This window comes from Bacillus sp. FSL M8-0071 (assembly GCF_037975455.1).
Taxonomy (GTDB): domain Bacteria; phylum Bacillota; class Bacilli; order Bacillales; family Bacillaceae; genus Bacillus; species Bacillus subtilis.
Genome location: NZ_CP150256.1, coordinates 2,499,993 through 2,519,069, shown reverse-complemented (window position 1 = coordinate 2,519,069; position 19,077 = coordinate 2,499,993). Strand labels below are relative to the sequence as shown.

The window sequence follows — 19,077 nt, the reverse complement described above, 5'->3', positions numbered from 1 at the left end:
AGATAGCGAATAAAAAGTTTGCGGTTTTTTTGCGGTCCGAACACTTTTTGGAAATGTTAGAATATTACATAAAAAGACATAAAAGGAGGGGTCCTGTGAATCCGGTTTTATCATCGTCAGAAGTTGGCGTAAAGATCAATGAATGGTATAAAATGATACGTCAATTTAGTGTTCCGGATGCAGAGATTTTAAAGGCAGAGGTGGAGCAAGAAATCCAACGGATGGAGGAAGATGAGTATTTACTCATTTACTTCTCCCTAATGAAATTCCGTCATCAGCTCATGTTAGATTATTTGGAACCAGTTACAACAAGAATCAGACCAACTATTGATGAACTGCTTGAAAAAATAGAAGCATCCAATAAGGGGATAACTGGTCTGTTGTCTTACTACTCTCTGTTTTTTCGTGGAATGTATGAGTTTGATAAGAGGGAATATGTCAAAGCAATTGGTTTTTATCGAGAAGCAGAAAAACACCTTACTCATGTTAATGATGATATTGAGAAGGCGGAATTTCATTTTAAGTTGGCTGAAGCTTACTATATTATGAAGCAAAATCATATCTCGATGCACCATGTTAAACAAGCGATGGACATTTATAATCAATATGAACTTTATAAAGTGCGAAAAATACAATGTCATTTCGTGATATCTGGAAATTACGTTGATTTTAAACATTTCGAGAAAAGCTTGCCGCACCTTGAAAAAGCCTTAGAGTTGTCCAAACAATTAGAGCGCAATGAAAGGCTGCTTAGCTCGGCTTACTACAATCTCGGAAAGAATTACGCAGATTTAGGAATAAATGATAAAGCAGATCATTTCTTAAATAAGGCTGCCAAGGTATCAGAAGATGCTAAGTTGAGCAATTTACCACATTCCCTGTTTACGTACGCTAAATTCCTTTTTAAGCAAGGGAAAACAAGTGAAGCAATAAAAATGAGTAAAAAAGGTTTATCCGCTGCAATATCCCAAGGTGATAAACTTTTTGTGTCCCTGCAAAAGTATTTGGAAGCACTTTATATTAATGCAGTAGATCAAGCGGGAATCAAAAAAACGATTGATTACTTAGAAAGAAATAAGAATTATGCGTATGTGGAAGATATCGCAATTGATACGGCTGAAGTTTTTGCAAAATCAAAGGAATTTGAAACATCATATGTTTATCATCAAAAAATGCTTGAAACGCAAAAACAAATTCAGAGGGGAGAATGCCTGTATGAATTTTAAAAAGGGCGTAATCATTACTCTTACTGTAGTTACTTTAAGTTTAGGACTCGTTACTAATTTTACTGTAGAGCACAGTGAAGCATATCATCAACTTTCTGACCGAAATCAGACATGAAAACTGATAGGTATAATAACCTTATTTTTGCGGAGAGAAAAAGGCAATAGGGCACCGCAATTTAAATTTTCGGTGAGACCGCAATAACTTTTTAGCTTCGTATTAAGGAGCTTGATTATATGCTAGGTAAACGGGGAAAGTGACAGACAGGTTGGGCTGTCAAAGAAAACACCAGAATATGCAGAAGCAAAAGGTAAAGCAACTAAGTTAGAGGAGTAAACCATGTGTTTGCTCCTCTTTTTTCTGTTTATAAAAGGATTGTTGCGGAATCGTCATCAAGTCGCAAAAGTATTGTTGAGCTCTATTGTTGGTGACTATTGGGGAGTATTTCAAACATTTATTTTAAAAATCGTTTCGAAGAAAGGAAAAAAGAGAGTGAAAAAATGGTTCACCTCTTTATATCGATAATAAACAAACCAGATAAATAGGAAAAAAGAATTCAATACAAAAGAAAAAGTTTATTTTATAGACTGTTAGGCATATATAAAAACAGGAAAACTGTCTGATGTAAGAAGGTAGTTTTAGGTTTAATATAGTTAATGCCCAAAAAATGGAGATTTATAATGGGTAATGTAATATCTCGAAGGAAAACTCTCTTAATTTAAAACTGAAAGGAGAATCATAAACTACTAGGAGAAAGATAGATTAAATTGTTAGTGAATTAATCTTAAGAGAATTAATGATTAGTAATCCTAAAAACAAAGAAGATGGAGAATATGTATGTTTAAAAAAATTAGTATTTTTATATTACTTTCTTCAATAATCATTTCAGCTTTTTCACAGACAGCATCTGCTCATACAGTCAACCCTGTGAATCCTAATGCTCAGGCGACAACGAAAGAGTTGATGAATTGGCTAGCTCATCTACCAAACCGATCTGAAAATCGCATACTGTCAGGTGCATTCGGCGGATTCACAAATGCTTCGTTTTCCATGAAAGAAGCCAACCGAATTAAGAATGCTACAGGCCAGTTACCCGCAATTTATGGTTGTGACTATTCCAGTGGATGGTTGGAGAAGCCCTATATTTCTGATATTACTGAGACGATCGACTATAGTTGCAACAGTGACTTAATCTCATATTGGAAAAGTGGTGGAATACCACAGATTAGCTTACATCTAGCTAATCCTGCATCCAGTACTTTTGGGAAAAATGCTTCCCATATTTCAAACAGTGAGTATGAAAAAATCTTAGACTCATCAACTACAGAGGGTAAGCGATTAGAGGCTGTTCTGAGCAAAGTTGCAGATGGCCTTGATCAGTTAAAAAATGAAGGTGTACCTGTTCTATTCAGGCCTCTTCATGAAATGAATGGAGAATGGTTTTGGTGGGGACTAACCGAATATAACAAAAAAGACAGCCAGCGCATCTCACTTTACAAACAACTTTATCAAAAAATCTATCATTATATGACTGATACAAGAGGTTTGGACAACCTGATTTGGGTATATGCACCAGACGCTAACAGAGATTTTAAGATAGATTTTTATCCTGGCTCATCATATGTTGACATTGTGGGATTAGATGCATATTTCTCAGATGCTTATTCGATTAAAGGATATGACGAGTTAACGGCTCTGGATAAGCCATTTGCTTTTACAGAAGTTGGTCCGCAAACAAAAAATGGCAGCCTGGATTATTCACAATTTATCAATGCAGTTAAACAAAAATATCCTAAAACCATCTATTTCTTAGCTTGGGATGAGGATTGGAGCCCTGTGGCTAATCAAGGTGCCTCTAATCTCTATAATGACAGTTGGACACTGAATAAGGGCGAAGTGTGGAGTGGTAGTTCACTTACACCAATAGTTGAATAACTGAAATGACAAAGGACATAAACAATTTCTTCATGTCGTTGAGTAACACTTGCTGAATTTCTTACAGAAAAATTCATCTCATCATAGAAGAAATTGACGTTATGGTTTCCAAAAGAAGATACTAGACGTTGTGCAAAGAAAAACGTTAAGGAGCAGACATGAGTTTGCTCCTCTTTTTTTGTTTATAAAAGGATTGTCGTGATGTTGATAAATTTTCGGTGAGACCGCAATAACTTTTTGGTTTCAATGAAAAATTTACAGGCAGGGAATTAAGTGGTTTTGAGGGTTACTTAATAAAAAACTCCTTCTTAGATGAAGATCAAATGGTGGTTTCAAAATAGCTGCAGATCGAGTTTGTGCATAAAGAGGAAGGGTATTGTACCTTCCTTTATTATATGATGTATTTTTGAAGACCTGCTTATACCTTGAACTCAAAATGATTGACTTTAAATGCTTGACTTTAAATGCTTGAAATAACAGACATTTGTAACTGAATATACACTCCCACTTTATAGAGACCTAGTGGGTTTAGTAAAAACTCTAGAAAACAACGATGGTTTCAAACTATCGTTGTTTTTATTTGTTTTCAACTCTTAAAAATCACCTCATTAGGACAAACAGTTATTACATAGCATTACCCAAGGGGTGATGCATTTTATGAAGGTAATAATCATCGAGGGACCGCAAGCTGACAAATGCATTAACGATTGCTATCATTATTTAATAAAACTTTATAGGAAGGAGATCCAGGGTGATAGCAATATATGTAAGGGTATCGACCGAGGAGCAAGCGATCAAGGGATCGAGCATCGACAGCCAGATCGAGGCCTGTATAAAGAAAGCAGGGACTAAGGATGTGCTGAAGTATGCCGATGAAGGATTTTCAGGAGAGCTTTTAGAACGTCCGGCTTTGAATCGCTTGAGGGAGGATGCGAGTAAAGGACTTATAAGTCAAGTTATTTGTTACGATCCTGACCGTCTTTCTCGGAAATTAATGAATCAGCTTATCATTGATGATGAACTCCGAAAGCGAAATATACCCTTGATTTTTGTTAATGGAGAATACGCCAATTCTCCAGAGGGTCAATTGTTTTTCGCAATGCGGGGGGCAATCTCAGAATTTGAAAAAGCCAAAATCAAAGAACGGACATCAAGCGGCCGACTTCAAAAAATGAAAAAAGGCATGATCATTAAAGATTCCAAGCTATATGGCTATAAATTTGTTAAAGAGAAAAGAACTCTTGAGATATTTGAAGAGGAAGCAAAAATTATTCGGATGATTTTCAATTACTTCACCGATCATAAAAGCCCTTTTTTCGGCAGAGTAAATGGTATTGCTCTACATTTAACTCAGATGGGGGTTAAAACAAAAAAAGGCGCCAAAGTATGGCACAGGCAGGTTGTTAGACAGATATTAATGAACTCTTCTTATAAGGGTGAACATAAGCAGTATAAATATGATACAGAGGGTTCCTATGTTTCAAAACAGGCAGGAAACAAATCTATAATTAAAATAAGACCTGAAGCAGAGCAAATCACTGTTTCAATTCCAGCAATAATCCCAGCCGAACAATGGGATTATGCTCAAGAACTCTTAGGTCAAAGTAAAAGAAAACACTTGAGTATCAGCCCTCACAATTACTTGTTATCGGGTTTGGTTAGATGCGGAAAATGCGGAAATACCATGACAGGGAAGAAAAGAAAATCACATGGTAAAGACTACTATGTATATACTTGCCGGAAAAATTATTCTGGCGCAAAGGATCGCGGCTGCGGAAAAGAAATGTCTGAGAATAAATTAAACCGGCATGTATGGGATGAAATTTTTAAATTCATCACAAATCCCCAAAAGTATGCTTCTTTTAAAGAGATTGAACAATCAAATCACCTGTCTGATGAATTAGAACTCATTCAAAAAGAGATAGAGAAAACAAAAAAAGGCCGCAAGCGTCTTTTAACGCTAATCAGCCTAAGCGATGACGATGATTTAGATATTGATGAAATCAAAGCACAAATTATTGAGCTGCAAAAAAAACAAAACCAGCTTACTGAAAAGTGTAACGAAATTCAATCAAAAATGAAAGTCCTGGATGATACAAGCTCAAGTGAAAATGCTCTAAAAAGAGCTATAGACTATTTTCAATCAATCGGTGCAGATAATTTAACCCTTGATGATAAAAAAACAATTGTTAACTTTATCGTGAAAGAAGTTACCGTTGTGGATTCTGACACTATATATATTGAAACGTATTAAAGAGGGTTATTGCCCTCTTTTTGTAATTAAAACCTCTGAAGTAGATCCAGACATCGAAGAAAACAGATAGCCAATCAAATTAGTAAGCGCCTTTCTAAATGGGCTTATGAAACTGGTGCACATTACATGTATCAACATTTATCCAAACAAACCATTCGGCAGTCGAGTATTCAAGTGCAGATTTCTTTATTGTGGATGCTTTTTATGTGTGAGAAATAGACTTGGGATGAAGATTACCGCAAGGACAATGGCGGATACTAAGAATCCGGCATGGTAACCTTTTAAGTCATTCGCAATCGTTGGTTGCAATCCTTGTATAGTAGTTGCGACAACAGTTGCGATAACAGCTGAACCAAAACTTGAACCAAGGTTTTCAATAATATTAATACCGACACCTGCTTCTGGAAGTTGTTTGCTGTCAAGTCCTGTATAAGCATCACTTGTTAACGGAAGCATAATTCCTCCAAAACTGGTCCCGCGGATGAATAATATGATAGAAATCCACATCATACTTGTTTTATCGGTGATAAAGATAAGTGGAAAAGATCCGATAAGCGAAAGAACAAGACTGACCATAACCACGTATTTTGCACCGATCTTATCAATCATTTTTCCAATCATTGGCCGAGTAACGAGCATCCCAACTCCTTGAGGGATTAATGCAAGCGCAGCTTCGATTGCCGTGAAATGACGGAAGTTTTGAAAGAACAATGGAAGTATTAACATGGGTCCCATGACGGCAATATTCGCTAATAATAACCCGACGCTGGATGTTAAGAAGTTTTTGTGTGCAAACAAATTTATAGGGAGTACGGTTTGATTTTTTCTGATTCGATTATATACGATGTAAATTAAAGCTAAAGCGAGGCCGAAGCCCACCCATAGGATTGTTTCGCTATTGTTAAATGATGCATGGTCTGCTGCTTTTGTAATTCCGTATATCATTGCTGCACTCATTAAGGATAGATTGATAATTCCAAAAATATCAAGTTTGCTATCTTTGTTGAATGGCTCAAAGTTTGGAAGAGTTTTCATCATCAGTGGTGCAGCAATCAAAACGATGAACACGTTGATGAAGAAAATCCAATGCCATGATGTAGCTTGAACGATGAAGCCCCCGATTACAGGTCCTAAGATTGGGCCCAAAATCATAGGTGTGCTGACGATAGCCATAACTTTTCCTATATTCTCTGGACCTGCTGTTTTAACCAAGAGTGTTGACATAAGTGGAGTAATAATCCCAGCGCTAAATCCTTGAAGCAAACGGAATAAGATAAAGCTAGAAACATCCCAACTAATTCCAGCAAAAACAGAAGTTACACCAAAGGCAATGACTGCGCCGATTAAGATTTTCTTTCCATTAAATTTGTTCATAAGCCATCCGGATACTGGAACTGCAATAGCAAGAGCTAAAACATAACCTGTAATGGACCATTGAATGGTATCCAACGTCGTACTGAAATCCTTATTTAATTTGTCGATGGCAATGTTCACCATAGTTGAGTCAAGCATTGGGGCAATTGCTCCAAGTGCAATAGCCCAGGCAGCCATGAGGATTTCTTTTGGTAATCCTGGTTCCTTTACTTTGCCTTTTAACATATTATTCTCCTCTCAAAAGTTGTATTTTTGTTTCCTGGTCAACAAAAAATAACATAATTTTGTTTCCTCGTCAACAAAATAACGGTAATAAAAAGGCAGCCGAAACTCAATAGAGTTGGCTGCCTGTGGTTACATTTTCATTATTTAAATTTATTCCGACTTAATATCAACACCATGTTTTTTTATTTCTGCATCCAAATGTCTATTATACTTTTCCGCAAAGTTAATCATAAAATCAAATTGTTCCTCGGTTACCTGTTCAAATACTGCCTTATCACGCTCTAGAAACTCTTTGTGCAGTTTATCATGGATTTTATAAATTTCTTTCCCTTGCTCGGTAAGCCTAAAATGAATTTCTTTCTTGTTATCTGGCTTCTGGTAGCTCTCGATTAAGCCTTTTTCTATGAGCTTTTTAGTCATTTTACTTATGGCGCCCCTCGTCATATAAAGGGACTCAGCCAGTTTTGTCACATTAGTATTTCCATGTTCAATGGATTCTATACAATGTACTTCAGAAGGCTTATACCCTTTAAGACAGACTTCCATCTTTGGCTTATTAAGCCAAGCCATCTTGTTAAACAAATCCCTGAAATTCATTAGGAGCAGTTCTTTTTTGTTCATGGCGAGTCCTCCCACCCGTTGGTGCATCAGCAATAGTGTAATGGATTTTTGTTTCCGTTTCAATAATAAACCAAGAGAGGAGAAGAGATCACCGAATATATGTAAACGTATTAAAGAGGAGTATGCACCCCCCTTTTGTAATTACAATCTCATTTTCAATACACCTCGCAGCATACGTCGCCAGCTTTGTCCCTTTACCAGCGGAATAGCTTTCAATTCCTTTTATCAGCCCGATCGTTCCGATGGAGATTAAGTCCTCTGCATCCTCACCTGTATTTTCAAATTTTTTCACAATATGGGCGACCAAGCGAAGATTATGCTCAATCAGCATGTTTCTGGCATGTTCATCCCCTTTAGCCATGAGCTCTAAGTATTTTTTTTCCTCGCTGCTTGAGAGCGGTTGTGGAAAGGCATTGTTTTTCACGTAAGATACTAAAAAGACAAGCTCTTTAACAACAAAGCCGAGCGCTGCGAAAACACCTGTCACCATCGTCACCTCCACAAAAGTATGTAGGCAAAAGCCTATATGTAAATGTATGTGACCTGGAGGCTGTCTGTGTCTGTACCGGGAAATTTCTCGCGGGGGAGTCCGGCTTTTGTAAGCAGCATACTAACTTCAAATGTTAAAAATATTCTTCATCAAGCGCCCATACATTGAAATGAACAAAGGTATGGGGGGATGGGAATGAAAAAATGGATGGCAGGCCTGTTTCTTGCTGCAGCAGTTCTTCTTTGTTTAATGGTTCCGCAACAGATCCAAGGCGCATCTTCGTATGACAAAGTGTTATATTTTCCGCTGTCTCGTTATCCGGAAACCGGCAGTCATATTAGGGATGCGATTGCAGAGGGACATCCAGATATTTGTACCATTGACAGAGATGGAGCAGACAAAAGGCGGGAGGAATCTTTAAAGGGAATCCCGACCAAGCCGGGCTATGACCGGGATGAGTGGCCGATGGCGGTCTGCGAGGAAGGCGGTGCAGGGGCTGATGTCCGATATGTGACGCCTTCTGATAATCGCGGCGCCGGCTCGTGGGTAGGGAATCAAATGAGCAGCTACCCTGACGGCACCAGAGTGCTGTTTATTGTGCAGTAATAAAGAAGAGGCTCTTTCTTGAGCCTCTGTTGTTACAATCCTTCGCCGAGCTGAATTTTCGGGGGATAGGTTTCTGCTTTTCGCCAATATTGGCGTGTGCCTTCGTCCCGTACAACGATGCCCAGCTGTGCCAGTTCGAGACGGAATTCTTCAATATCGTCTTTTTCTTCGTCCTGCAGCGCTTTGTGACGAGCTTTTAATAAGGCATGGGCGCCTTGCGATAGGTCTGGTGCATCAGGAATCCATCGGCGAAATTGATCTTTAAACGGATCACCATCTGTTGCCCATTCGTAATGATGCTGTCTAAAGGCCTTCTCAACGTTTACTGGTTTTTCATCAATTTCTTCCCGTACCAATTCATATCCGGCTGTTCCCAGGAGGACAAGCCGTTTGTGATCCATAAATACAAGAGCGATGTCATCGGAATGAATTGTTTGCACTTTTTTTCCTTTGATGAATTCCACTGTGTGATCTGTAATTTTGACAGACAGCAGCATTGCAATAACAGAATGAGCGAACCAAATCCCCGCACACATACCGAGAAGAGCAGTGATAAATGAAGCTGTAGATCCCTGAAAAGAGGTAATGAGCCGAAGCGGTCCTTCAAGAGGGATCCAGGGGAGGGATAATGCCCATTTCGCAATCTGCGGAATAAAATACCCGATTGCAAAACCGATGATTGCAAGTGCAGCGTATAAAAAGAATACAGCGGTTTTCGTAACTCCGATAAGAGTATGAGATTGATTCTGCAACATGTCACCTTCTTTTTACTAAAAAAATCGAATACCTTCCCATATTTTAACTTAAACTGATGGTAAATCAAGGATAAAGTGATAATTATGGATATAAAGAGATTCAGTAATAGAACTGGCAGGCACAGTCAGTCATGAAAAATAAAATTTACATGCGCAGACGATGTAAGCCCCATTTGTTTTCTGCGTATCACAATACAGTCCAAAGGGAACATAAAGAGTAAAGGCTTTTTAGACAATCAGGAGGAACAGATATGAAAATCGGATTAATCGGCTTAGGGAAAATGGGCATAAACATAGGAAAGCAATTCATTGACCGCAATCATCAAGCGGTTGGATATGATGTAAATCAAGCGGCTGTTGATGAACTGAAAGCATACGGGGCTGAGGGGACAACGAATCTTAAAGAGTTAATTTCTTTATTAGACCCGCCGCGTATCCTATGGGTTATGGTACCGCATGGCATTGTCGATGCTGTTTTGCGTGATGTATCACCTTTATTAAGTAAAGGCGATATGATTATCGAAGCTGGAAACTCTCATTATAAAGAATCAATTCGCCGCTACAATCAAATGAAAGAAGCGGGTATCCATTATCTCGATGCCGGAACGTCGGGCGGAATGGAAGGCGCACGGCATGGAGCCTGTTTTATGGTGGGGGGCGATCATGAAGCATGGGAGATTGTGGAGCCGCTTTTTCGTGATACCGCCGTCGAAAATGGTTATCTATACGCTGGTGAAGCGGGAAGCGGACATTTTTTAAAAATGATCCATAATGGAATTGAGTATGGAATGATGGCCGCGATTGGTGAAGGATTCGAAGTGCTTGAAAACAGCCAATTTGATTTTGACTACGAGAAGGTTGCCAGAGTGTGGAATCATGGTTCTGTCATTCGTTCTTGGCTTATGGGACTGACTGAGCGAGCTTTCTCTAAGGATGCGAAACTGGATCAGATCAAGGGCATTATGCATTCCTCAGGTGAAGGAAAATGGACCGTGGAAACCGCGCTTGATCTGCAGACGGCAACGCCGGTCATCGCCATGTCACTGATGATGAGATACCGTTCTTTAACGGACGATACGTTTACAGGAAAGGTTGTCGCTGCGCTTCGAAATGAATTTGGAGGCCATGCGACAGAAAAAAAGTAAGGGGGCCAACAAGCCTCCTTATTTTTTTGGCACCTTTAGAAGGTGAGGGAACTTTTTATAAATGACCAGCATGATGATCAGAATATATGTACCGTAAATGCTGATAGACAATAATTTATTGCTGGTGAAATTGGCACCTGCAATAGTGACAACAACAATATTGGGGATTTTCCCTATTAAAGACGCAAAGAAAAAAACATGCCAGCGAACCTGGCTCAGCCCGCAGATCACGTTCATTACAAGTGAAGGTATGACAGGTATCAGCCTTCCTAATAAAACAGCGGTAAAAGCGTTTTTGTTGAAGGAAGCCTCGTAGCTTTGTATGGCAGGATAGGCCTGAACTTTTTTTCTGGCCCAATCTCTAAAACTGTACCTGGCGAGAAAAAACAGCAATATTGTACCAAGCATTGAGCCGGTCAGTGTAATCCAAATTCCATTTGCAGTCCCGAACACTGCGCCATTTAAAGCAGCAATCAAAGCAAACGGCACTATTGGGAAAAAAACATCGGCAGCAATCAGCAGCATACTAAATAAAACGGAAAACATCCCTCCTGCTTTGATTGCATCAAGCCAAGCTTCTTTCTGAAAAAAACCGACTGCAATGATAGCGATAATCACAAGTATACCTATTACTTTTTTTAACATGTCTATGGTCACTCCCAACTTAGGTGATGTCAGGAGCTAAAACCTCCGTCATCTAAATTAGTATAACTGGTGCCATTTCAGCGGTTCAACTGAAAACCAGGTTAAGAACACAATTCTTTTTAACCTCATAAAAAAGGCTGTCCATCTCTCTGTTTTCTGCATTCTTAATAATAGGGAGGGATAGAAATGGTAACCATAAAAAAGGATTTTATACCGCTATCAAATGATAATCGTCCTGGCTATGCGATGACGCCTGCTTATATTACGGTGCATAATACAGCGAATACAGCAAAAGGCGCTGATGCGAAAATGCACGCCAATTTTGTAAAAAACCCGAGTACATCCGAAAGCTGGCATTTTACAGTTGACGATTCAGTCATTTATCAGCATCTCCCGATAGATGAAAACGGCTAGCATGCGGGAGACGGTACAAACGGGACAGGAAACCGCAAATCGATCGGGATTGAAATCTGCGAAAATGCTGACGGCGATTTTGAAAAAGCAACATCAAATGCCCAGTGGCTGATCAGAAAGCTGATGAAGGAAAACAATATTCCGTTACATCGTGTTGTTCCCCACAAAAAATGGTCCGGGAAAGAATGTCCGCGGAAACTCTTGGACCACTGGAACTCTTTTATAAACGGAATTTCTTCCTCGGATACACCTCCAAAAGAATCTTCACCATCATATCCTCTGCCGTCTGGGGTTATAAAGCTCACTTCGCCTTATCGAAAGGGCACAAACATTCTCCAGCTACAAAAGGCTTTAGCTGCACTTCACTTTTACCCTGATAAGGGAGCCAAAAACAATGGCATAGATGGAGTTTACGGACCGAAAACAGCGAATGCCGTCAAGCGTTTTCAGCTCATGAACGGATTAACTGCAGACGGGATTTATGGGCCAAAAACAAAGGCCAAGCTTAAATCGAAGCTAAAGTAAATGCAGGATTTAACGGATAACCTGTTTCCAGTGCGGATTCAGGTTATTTTCTTTTCTTTGGTTTGTGTGTTTTTCAGATTGGAAAGAAGGGAATTTTAAAAAATCATCAGCTGCGCCGCAATGAAAGCAGAATGATATTCACTGAGGGGGACACGTTAACTATAGGAAAAAACAGTGATAGCGAAAAACTCTTCGTTGAACGAAGAGAAACAGAGGTATAACATTAAGGTGAGGCTTTTGGGGGTGTAAAGATGAAACATTTTATCATCCTTTTCCTTCTGCTGTTCGTTACAGCAGGATGCGAGGGAAGGGGATACGAAGACGTTGTAGCATTTGGTGACAGCAATACGCGTGGCTCTAATTGGGATTATCGCGATTATCCAAAAGCACAGCAGTGGGTCAATATATTAAAAACAGCTGAGCGCGGTAACCTTGATATACTCAATGCGGGAATCGGCGGACAGACGACAGAGGATGCCCGTCTCCGATTTCAGACAGATGTGCTGGATCAAAAACCGAAGTATTTGTTTATTATGTTCGGCACCAATGACGCTGCCATACTGACTGAGGGGAAACCGAGAGTGTCGAAGCAGCGTTTTAGAGAAAATCTGGTTTATTTTATCGAAGAAAGCAGAAAACACGGGATCAAGCCAATCTTAATGACGTGTATCCCAATTATAGAAGGTAATGGGAAGCATCATTTGTTTTACTATTCCAGATATCAAGCAGCTGCTTTTGAACCAAAAGGCGGAGCAAGGAAATGGCACAACTCATATAACGATATTACAAGAGATGTGTCGAAGTGCCTGGATGTCCCTCTTGTAGATAACTGGAAGCATTTTATAGAAGCAGACGGCGGAAAAGCAACTGATGAAGCGCTTATCCAATCTGGTCTTATAGATCCTTCTGGAAATCATATGACACCTAAAGGGGCAAGGATCGTATATGAAGGAATACAAGATGGGCAGATCCTGCAGCGTTGAGCCGGACAACCGCCTAGTCCGATTTATTTCTCCTACATAGGCTGTTATAAAACCTTATTAAGGAGGCGCTTCACATGTATGGCGCAGGCAGAGCATATGGATACGCTTTTATTGTTGTTTTAGTTGTTGTTCTCCTGGTTGTGGGCGGCATATACTGGTTAGCATAATAACCGGCCCTTTAAAACACCTCTTTTTAGGGGTGTTTTTTGCTGAAAATAGTAGTAAAGCGCGCAGCCAAAGTGATATAATATCAGTCATCTGAGTAAAAAAAGGAAATACGCCCGGAAAAAATAGACAAATTCCTATTAAGAAGATACGGAAATAATATGTCCGAGCGATCTTCTTTTTATTTCGTTTTCAATTAACTCGATAAAGTCACGGTTTAAATTCATTTCGGTGGCTTTGAAATAAGATTCTATTAGTAATTCATCAGACAGTTTTCTCATGCTAGGAACCCAATTAATGGGAGAGGCACCTCCTTAAAAGTTGGAATCATTCATGATTTTAACGCATACAATGATAAGTTGCGTTCATCTGAGGTTGAAGTTATCTTTAATCTACCATGAAATGCATATAAGAACAATCGTTCTGTTATCCACACCAAAAAGTGGATAACTTGTGAGTATCGTGTTTATAATTTGTCTAAAGAGTGATGTAATAAGAGTGGATAGTGTGTGTAAATTTATCCACACCTGGTGAAGAAACCCAATTTTTGTCGAAATTTTTTTGCTCAGTTTTTCTTTAGGCGCAAGTTCGATTTTTTTCGACAATCATTTTGAAAGAAAGAAAAAGGGAAGGGTGCGGGTTTTGTTAAAAAAGTTTTTTTTACCTGACGAGTTTGTAAAAAATATTTTTCATATTACACCTGAGAAATTAAAGGAACGAAATGTAAAAGGGATTATTACTGACCTGGATAATACGCTTGTTGAATGGGACAGGCCGAACGCGACGCCGCGATTGATCGAGTGGTTTGAAGAAATGAAGGAACACGGCATTAAAGTGACAATTGTCTCTAATAATAACGAAAGAAGAGTGAAACTTTTCTCAGAACCGCTTGGAATCCCATTCATCTATAAAGCAAGAAAACCGATGGGTAAAGCCTTTAATAGAGCGGTGCGTAATATGGAGCTGAAAAAAGAGGACTGCGTTGTCATTGGAGACCAGCTGCTGACCGATGTACTCGGGGGAAACCGAAACGGCTACCATACGATTTTGGTCGTGCCAGTCGCTTCCTCTGACGGATTCATTACGCGCTTTAACCGCCAGGTCGAACGCAGAATACTGAGTGCTCTCAAACGAAAAGGGCACATTCAGTGGGAGGAGTAAGAAATGGAAAAGGTTGTTTGTATCGGGTGCGGAGTTACGATCCAAACCGAGGACAAAACAGGTTTGGGGTACGCGCCGCCTGCATCGCTTACGAAAGAAAATGTGATTTGCCAGCGTTGCTTCAGACTGAAAAACTATAATGAAATACAAGATGTCTCCTTAACTGATGATGATTTTTTGAACATTCTTCACGGTATTGGAGAAACGGACTCTCTTGTCGTAAAAATTGTTGATATTTTTGATTTTAACGGCAGCTGGATTAATGGGCTGCAGCGCTTGGTGGGGGGAAACCCTATCTTATTAGTTGGCAATAAAGCGGATATTTTGCCTAAGTCACTGAAAAGAGAGCGTCTGATCCAATGGATGAAGCGTGAAGCGAAAGAGCTTGGCTTAAAACCGGTTGACGTATTTTTGGTCAGTGCGGGACGCGGCCAGGGAATAAGAGAAGTAATTGACGCGATTGAGCATTACCGCAACGGAAAAGACGTCTATGTTGTCGGATGTACAAATGTAGGAAAGTCAACCTTTATTAACCGGATTATTAAAGAAGTGTCAGGTGAAGAAGATATTATTACAACATCCCAATTTCCTGGCACAACCCTTGATGCGATTGAAATCCCGCTGGATGACGGTTCATCGCTTTATGATACACCGGGAATTATCAACAACCATCAAATGGCGCATTATGTCAATAAAAAGGATCTGAAAATATTATCTCCTAAAAAGGAGCTGAAGCCTCGCACATTCCAGCTTAATGATCAGCAAACACTGTATTTTGGCGGACTTGCAAGGTTTGATTATGTGTCTGGGGAAAGATCTCCTTTTATTTGCTATATGCCGAATGAGCTGATGATTCATAGAACAAAACTTGAAAATGCAGACGCGCTTTATGAAAAGCATGCAGGGGAATTGCTCACACCTCCGGGTAAAGATGAAATGGATGAGTTTCCTGAATTGGTCGCCCATACGTTTACAATAAAAGACAAAAAGACAGATATCGTTTTCTCTGGGTTAGGCTGGGTTACTGTCCATGACGCCGATAAAAAGGTAACTGCATATGCGCCAAAAGGCGTTCATGTATTTGTTCGGCGTTCATTAATTTAAGAAAAGGGGAGAGGAGTATGAAAAAGCTGTACGGGGTTATCGGAAATCCGATTGGCCATTCTATGTCACCTGATATTCATAACGCATCATTGAAAGACCTCGGGCTTGACGGACATTATCATGCCTTCAAGGTAGAAGAGAATGATCTGGAGGATGCGGTAAAAGGAATAAGAGCTCTAGGCGTACAAGGAATCAATGTGACTGTTCCGCACAAGGTTTCCATTATGGATTATCTGGATCATATTGATGAGAGTGCAAAAGTGATCGGTGCCGTAAACACGGTCAGAAGAGAGGGAGATAAGCTTGTCGGATACAATACCGATGGGGAAGGCTTCGTGAAGTCATTAATGAAGGTATTAGACAAGCCCACCTCTGAACTGTCATTCTTAATGATCGGCGCTGGCGGAGCGGCGAGAGCCATTTTTACAACAATTGTCCGAAATACCCCGAAAAAATTTGACATTTGCAACCGGACGTTAGAAAAAGCAAAGCGGCTTACAGAAGCTACTCCCTCTTTTCACAATAAAGAAGTATTAAGCATAAAAGAAGCAGAAGAACGTCTTGAGCAGTATGATGTTATCATCCATACAACGTCTGTGGGCATGTATCCGAACGTGGACGATGTGCCGCTTTCATTACAGCGTGCCGCGAGCAGTGCCGTCGTATGTGATATCGTGTATAATCCAATACAGACGGCACTTTTAAAAGAAGCAAGCCAAAAAGGCTTGAAAACACTCGATGGTGTGGGCATGTTTGTTGAACAGGCAGCATTGTCTTTCCAATTGTGGACTGGACAAGAGCCTGATATTGAAAAAATGAGATCTATTGTAATAGGAAAATTAGGAGGAACAGAATGTTAACAGGTAAACAAAAACGTTTTTTGCGTTCAAAAGCGCATCATTTAACGCCGATTTTTCAAGTAGGTAAAGGCGGAGTAAACGACAACATGATTAAACAAATTGCTGAGGCGCTTGAAGCGAGAGAGCTGATTAAAGTCAGCGTGCTTCAGAATTGCGAAGAGGATAAAAACGATGTAGCGGAAGCTCTTGTAAAAGGAAGCCGCTCTCAATTGGTGCAGACAATCGGCAATACGATTGTGTTATATAAGGAATCAAAGGAAAATAAACAAATCGAGCTTCCTTAAAGGTGGTTGAAATGAAGAAAATCGGAATTTTCGGAGGCACGTTTGACCCTCCGCATAATGGTCACCTCTTAATGGCGAATGAGGTGCTGTACCAGGCGGGGCTTGATGAAATTTGGTTTATGCCTAATCAAATTCCGCCGCATAAACAGAACGAAGACTATACCGACAGCTTTCATCGCGTGGAAATGCTAAAGCTTGCAATTCAATCTAATCCGTCCTTTAAGCTGGAGCTTGTTGAAATGGAAAGAGAAGGGCCATCATATACCTTTGATACCGTTTCTTTACTGAAGCAGCGTTATCCAAATGATCAGCTGTTCTTTATTATCGGCGCTGATATGATTGAATATTTGCCGAAATGGTATAAGCTGGACGAGCTGCTGAACCTCATTCAATTTATTGGAGTAAAGCGCCCCGGTTTTCATGTTGAAACCCCTTATCCGCTTCTCTTTGCAGACGTTCCGGAATTTGAGGTATCATCAACTATGATAAGGGAACGGTTTAAAAGCAAGAAGCCCACTGACTACTTAATCCCTGATAAAGTGAAGAAGTATGTAGAGGAGAATGGTTTATATGAATCGTGAGGAGGCACTTGCATGCGTGAAGCAGCAATTGACCGAACACCGATATATCCATACGGTTGGCGTGATGAACACGGCGATCGAACTTGCGGAGCGTTTTGGAGCCGATTCTAAAAAAGCGGAAACAGCGGCAATCTTTCATGATTACGCCAAATTCCGCCCGAAAGAAGAAATGAAACAAATTATTGCGCGTGAAAAAATGCCCGCGCATTTATTGGATCATAATCCGGAGCTCTGGCACGCTCCGGTCGGCGCTTATTTGGTCCAAAGAGAGGCAGGGGTTCAAGATGAAGACATTCTTGACGCCATTAGGTATCATACCTCAGGCCGCCCCGGCATGACACTTTTAGAAAAAGTCATTTACGTTGCCGATTACATTGAGCCAAACCGGGCATTTCCCGGTGTCGATGAGGTGCGTAAGCTTGCTGAGACAGATTTGAATCAAGCGCTGATTCAGTCCATTAAAAATACAATGGTTTTTCTTATGAAAAAAAATCAACCGGTTTTTCCAGACACATTTTTAACGTATAACTGGCTTGTGTCTGGCAGCTGAACAGGAGGAATTTGTGAATGAATCAAAAGTCCATTTTAAAGATCGCAGCTGCGGCTTGCGATGATAAACGGGCAGAGGATATTTTAGCACTGGATATGGAAGGTATTTCTCTGGTTGCTGATTATTTTCTGATCTGCCACGGAAATTCAGATAAACAGGTACAGGCTATTGCCCGTGAAATCAAGGATCAAGCTGATGAAAACGGCATTCAAGTCAAAAAGATGGAAGGCTTTGATGAAGCAAGATGGGTTCTCGTTGATCTAGGCGATGTAATTGTCCATGTCTTCCACAAGGATGAAAGAAGCTACTACAACCTTGAAAAGCTGTGGGGAGACGCTCCGCTCGCAGATCTTGACTTTGGAATGAATCAATGATTTATCAAGGCTTTGCAAGCGTGTATGACGAGTTAATGTCACACGCGCCTTACGATCAATGGACAAAATGGATTGAAGCATCTCTCCCGGAAAAAGGCCGTATTCTCGATCTGGCATGCGGCACGGGGGAAATCTCCATCCGGCTTGCCGAAAAAGGCTTCGAGGTTACAGGCATCGATCTCAGCGAAGAGATGCTTTCTTTCGCCCAGCAAAAGGTATCGAGTAGCCAGCCTATTTTATTTCTTCAGCAGGATATGAGAGAGATTACCGGCTTTGACGGTCAGTTTGACGCTGTTGTGATATGCTGTGACTCATTAAATTATTTAAAAACAAAAAATGATGTGATCGAAACCTTTAAAAGTGTATTTCGGGTATTAAAGCCTGAAGGCATTTTGCTGTTTGATGTTCATTCATCTTATAAAATTGCGGAAGTCTTTCCGGATAGCACATTTGCTGACCAGGACGAAGATATCAGCTATATTTGGCAGAGCTTTGCCGGAAGTGGCGAGCTTTCTGTCATTCATGATATGTCGTTTTTTGTGTGGAACGGAGAAGCGTATGATCGTTTTGATGAGACACACGAGCAAAGAACGTTCCCGGTGGAAGAATACGAAGAAATGCTTAAGAGCTGCGGCTTTCAGCTCCATCGCGTGACAGCTGATTTTACGGATACCGAGCCATCAGCACAATCAGAACGCCTATTTTTCAAGGCGCAGAAATCAAAAACCATCGTTTCTTAAAAACGATGGTTTTTTAAAATGCTTTTTTATGCTTTTGCAATACAGACGAAAGTGTGACATAC

General features: G+C 40.2%; 19 protein-coding genes and 4 pseudogenes. 17 read left to right on the top strand and 6 right to left on the bottom strand.

All coding sequences use genetic code 11. The features are described 5' to 3' along the window. Positions 1-95 precede the first annotated feature (95 nt). The 5 genes and pseudogenes from MKX71_RS12885 (at position 96) to spoIVCA (ending at position 5,413) form a co-directional block, all read left to right on the top strand. The gene (locus tag MKX71_RS12885; RefSeq protein ID WP_032726212.1) at positions 96-1,226 is read left to right on the top strand and encodes a hypothetical protein; all 1,131 of its coding nucleotides are present in this window, start codon (positions 96-98) and stop codon (positions 1,224-1,226) included. Positions 1,227-1,470: 244 nt separating this feature from the next. After that, a pseudogene (locus MKX71_RS12880) lies at positions 1,471-1,560 on the top strand (hypothetical protein); the annotation flags it as partial. A gap of 501 nt (positions 1,561-2,061) precedes the next feature. Further along, entirely contained in the window at positions 2,062-3,159 is a 1,098-nt protein-coding gene (locus tag MKX71_RS12875) for a glycosyl hydrolase (protein ID WP_032726210.1), read from the top strand. 657 nt (positions 3,160-3,816) lie between these two features. Beyond that, positions 3,817-3,995: pseudogene (locus MKX71_RS12870) on the top strand (hypothetical protein). Continuing rightward, a complete protein-coding gene (spoIVCA, locus tag MKX71_RS12865) occupies positions 3,953-5,413 on the top strand; it encodes a site-specific DNA recombinase SpoIVCA (RefSeq protein WP_277737219.1) in 1,461 nt (486 codons plus the stop codon). Before MKX71_RS12870 ends, spoIVCA begins: the two are co-directional and overlap by 43 nt. A 186-nt stretch (positions 5,414-5,599) precedes the next feature. On the opposite strand, the gene MKX71_RS12860 is transcribed toward spoIVCA, so the two are convergent. The 3 genes and pseudogenes from MKX71_RS12860 to MKX71_RS12850 form a co-directional block, all read right to left on the bottom strand. Further along, positions 5,600-7,012: an MDR family MFS transporter gene (locus MKX71_RS12860; RefSeq protein WP_327842652.1), complete on the bottom strand. Its 1,413-nt coding sequence runs from the start codon at positions 7,010-7,012 to the stop codon at positions 5,600-5,602. Between the two features lie 150 nt (positions 7,013-7,162). Continuing rightward, positions 7,163-7,633, bottom strand: a complete 471-nt coding sequence (locus tag MKX71_RS12855) for a MarR family transcriptional regulator (protein ID WP_033884465.1) — start codon at positions 7,631-7,633, stop codon at positions 7,163-7,165. Positions 7,634-7,772: 139 nt separating this feature from the next. Next, positions 7,773-8,123 (bottom strand): annotated as a pseudogene (locus MKX71_RS12850) (sigma-70 family RNA polymerase sigma factor); the annotation flags it as partial. Between the two features lie 195 nt (positions 8,124-8,318). On the opposite strand from MKX71_RS12850, the gene nucB reads away from it, so the two are divergent. Next, positions 8,319-8,729: a sporulation-specific Dnase NucB gene (gene nucB / locus MKX71_RS12845; RefSeq protein ID WP_009967785.1), complete on the top strand. Its 411-nt coding sequence runs from the start codon at positions 8,319-8,321 to the stop codon at positions 8,727-8,729. Between the two features lie 32 nt (positions 8,730-8,761). On the opposite strand, the gene MKX71_RS12840 is transcribed toward nucB, so the two are convergent. Next, positions 8,762-9,484, bottom strand: a complete 723-nt coding sequence (locus MKX71_RS12840; RefSeq protein WP_010886572.1) for a hypothetical protein — start codon at positions 9,482-9,484, stop codon at positions 8,762-8,764. Between the two features lie 251 nt (positions 9,485-9,735). Between MKX71_RS12840 and gnd the strand changes: the two genes are divergently transcribed. Continuing rightward, entirely contained in the window at positions 9,736-10,629 is an 894-nt protein-coding gene (gene gnd, locus MKX71_RS12835; RefSeq protein ID WP_038829699.1) for a phosphogluconate dehydrogenase (NAD(+)-dependent, decarboxylating), read from the top strand. Between the two features lie 18 nt (positions 10,630-10,647). Here the strand turns inward: gnd and MKX71_RS12830 are convergent, their stop codons facing one another. Then, the gene (locus MKX71_RS12830) at positions 10,648-11,274 is read right to left on the bottom strand and encodes a TVP38/TMEM64 family protein (RefSeq protein ID WP_024572279.1); all 627 of its coding nucleotides are present in this window, start codon (positions 11,272-11,274) and stop codon (positions 10,648-10,650) included. A gap of 186 nt (positions 11,275-11,460) precedes the next feature. Here MKX71_RS12830 and cwlH point away from each other — a divergent pair. After that, positions 11,461-12,213: pseudogene (cwlH, locus tag MKX71_RS12825) on the top strand (N-acetylmuramoyl-L-alanine amidase CwlH). A gap of 251 nt (positions 12,214-12,464) precedes the next feature. Further along, positions 12,465-13,196 (top strand): SGNH/GDSL hydrolase family protein, encoded by a 732-nt coding sequence (locus tag MKX71_RS12820; protein ID WP_043857847.1) that lies wholly within the window; start codon positions 12,465-12,467, stop codon positions 13,194-13,196. Positions 13,197-13,501: 305 nt separating this feature from the next. Here MKX71_RS12820 and MKX71_RS12815 read toward each other — a convergent pair whose 3' ends face one another. After that, on the bottom strand, positions 13,502-13,642 hold the full coding sequence (locus MKX71_RS12815; RefSeq protein ID WP_003226124.1) for a sporulation histidine kinase inhibitor Sda: 141 nt from the start codon (positions 13,640-13,642) through the stop codon (positions 13,502-13,504). A gap of 361 nt (positions 13,643-14,003) precedes the next feature. Between MKX71_RS12815 and MKX71_RS12810 the strand changes: the two genes are divergently transcribed. The 8 genes from MKX71_RS12810 to MKX71_RS12775 are packed head-to-tail and all read left to right on the top strand — an operon-like array spanning position 14,004 to position 19,015. After that, positions 14,004-14,522, top strand: a complete 519-nt coding sequence (locus tag MKX71_RS12810) for a YqeG family HAD IIIA-type phosphatase (RefSeq protein WP_003226126.1) — start codon at positions 14,004-14,006, stop codon at positions 14,520-14,522. A gap of 3 nt (positions 14,523-14,525) precedes the next feature. Further along, entirely contained in the window at positions 14,526-15,626 is a 1,101-nt protein-coding gene (gene yqeH, locus MKX71_RS12805; RefSeq protein ID WP_003229966.1) for a ribosome biogenesis GTPase YqeH, read from the top strand. Between the two features lie 17 nt (positions 15,627-15,643). Further along, positions 15,644-16,486: a shikimate dehydrogenase gene (aroE, locus tag MKX71_RS12800; RefSeq protein ID WP_144483109.1), complete on the top strand. Its 843-nt coding sequence runs from the start codon at positions 15,644-15,646 to the stop codon at positions 16,484-16,486. Then, positions 16,480-16,770 (top strand): ribosome assembly RNA-binding protein YhbY, encoded by a 291-nt coding sequence (gene yhbY / locus MKX71_RS12795; protein WP_003226133.1) that lies wholly within the window; start codon positions 16,480-16,482, stop codon positions 16,768-16,770. The genes aroE and yhbY overlap by 7 nt, the downstream gene beginning before the upstream one ends. Positions 16,771-16,781: 11 nt before the next feature. Then, positions 16,782-17,351, top strand: a complete 570-nt coding sequence (locus MKX71_RS12790) for a nicotinate-nucleotide adenylyltransferase (RefSeq protein ID WP_004398676.1) — start codon at positions 16,782-16,784, stop codon at positions 17,349-17,351. Next, complete coding sequence (yqeK, locus tag MKX71_RS12785) at positions 17,341-17,901, top strand: bis(5'-nucleosyl)-tetraphosphatase (symmetrical) YqeK (protein ID WP_014480316.1); 561 nt, start codon at positions 17,341-17,343, stop codon at positions 17,899-17,901. Before MKX71_RS12790 ends, yqeK begins: the two co-directional genes overlap by 11 nt. A 17-nt stretch (positions 17,902-17,918) precedes the next feature. Further along, positions 17,919-18,275 (top strand): ribosome silencing factor, encoded by a 357-nt coding sequence (rsfS, locus tag MKX71_RS12780; RefSeq protein WP_014477391.1) that lies wholly within the window; start codon positions 17,919-17,921, stop codon positions 18,273-18,275. Continuing rightward, positions 18,272-19,015: a class I SAM-dependent methyltransferase gene (locus tag MKX71_RS12775; protein ID WP_015714290.1), complete on the top strand. Its 744-nt coding sequence runs from the start codon at positions 18,272-18,274 to the stop codon at positions 19,013-19,015. Before rsfS ends, MKX71_RS12775 begins: the two co-directional genes overlap by 4 nt. The last annotated feature ends 62 nt before the right edge of the window (positions 19,016-19,077 follow it).

What these genes read in the sequence shown, in the direction of transcription:
- aroE (WP_144483109.1), top strand. Translation starts at nt 15,644, where the DNA reads ATGAAAAAGCTGTACGGGGTTATCGGAAATCCGATTGGCCATTCTATG.
- yqeH (WP_003229966.1), top strand. Translation starts at nt 14,526, where the DNA reads ATGGAAAAGGTTGTTTGTATCGGGTGCGGAGTTACGATCCAAACCGAG.
- MKX71_RS12775 (WP_015714290.1), top strand. Translation starts at nt 18,272, where the DNA reads ATGATTTATCAAGGCTTTGCAAGCGTGTATGACGAGTTAATGTCACAC.
- MKX71_RS12875 (WP_032726210.1), top strand. Translation starts at nt 2,062, where the DNA reads ATGTTTAAAAAAATTAGTATTTTTATATTACTTTCTTCAATAATCATT.
- MKX71_RS12790 (WP_004398676.1), top strand. Translation starts at nt 16,782, where the DNA reads ATGAAGAAAATCGGAATTTTCGGAGGCACGTTTGACCCTCCGCATAAT.
- MKX71_RS12860 (WP_327842652.1), bottom strand. Translation starts at nt 7,012, where the DNA reads ATGTTAAAAGGCAAAGTAAAGGAACCAGGATTACCAAAAGAAATCCTC.
- MKX71_RS12840 (WP_010886572.1), bottom strand. Translation starts at nt 9,484, where the DNA reads ATGTTGCAGAATCAATCTCATACTCTTATCGGAGTTACGAAAACCGCT.
- MKX71_RS12855 (WP_033884465.1), bottom strand. Translation starts at nt 7,633, where the DNA reads ATGAACAAAAAAGAACTGCTCCTAATGAATTTCAGGGATTTGTTTAAC.
- yqeK (WP_014480316.1), top strand. Translation starts at nt 17,341, where the DNA reads ATGAATCGTGAGGAGGCACTTGCATGCGTGAAGCAGCAATTGACCGAA.
- MKX71_RS12820 (WP_043857847.1), top strand. Translation starts at nt 12,465, where the DNA reads ATGAAACATTTTATCATCCTTTTCCTTCTGCTGTTCGTTACAGCAGGA.
- MKX71_RS12830 (WP_024572279.1), bottom strand. Translation starts at nt 11,274, where the DNA reads ATGTTAAAAAAAGTAATAGGTATACTTGTGATTATCGCTATCATTGCA.
- rsfS (WP_014477391.1), top strand. Translation starts at nt 17,919, where the DNA reads ATGAATCAAAAGTCCATTTTAAAGATCGCAGCTGCGGCTTGCGATGAT.
- yhbY (WP_003226133.1), top strand. Translation starts at nt 16,480, where the DNA reads ATGTTAACAGGTAAACAAAAACGTTTTTTGCGTTCAAAAGCGCATCAT.
- gnd (WP_038829699.1), top strand. Translation starts at nt 9,736, where the DNA reads ATGAAAATCGGATTAATCGGCTTAGGGAAAATGGGCATAAACATAGGA.
- MKX71_RS12815 (WP_003226124.1), bottom strand. Translation starts at nt 13,642, where the DNA reads ATGAGAAAACTGTCTGATGAATTACTAATAGAATCTTATTTCAAAGCC.
- nucB (WP_009967785.1), top strand. Translation starts at nt 8,319, where the DNA reads ATGAAAAAATGGATGGCAGGCCTGTTTCTTGCTGCAGCAGTTCTTCTT.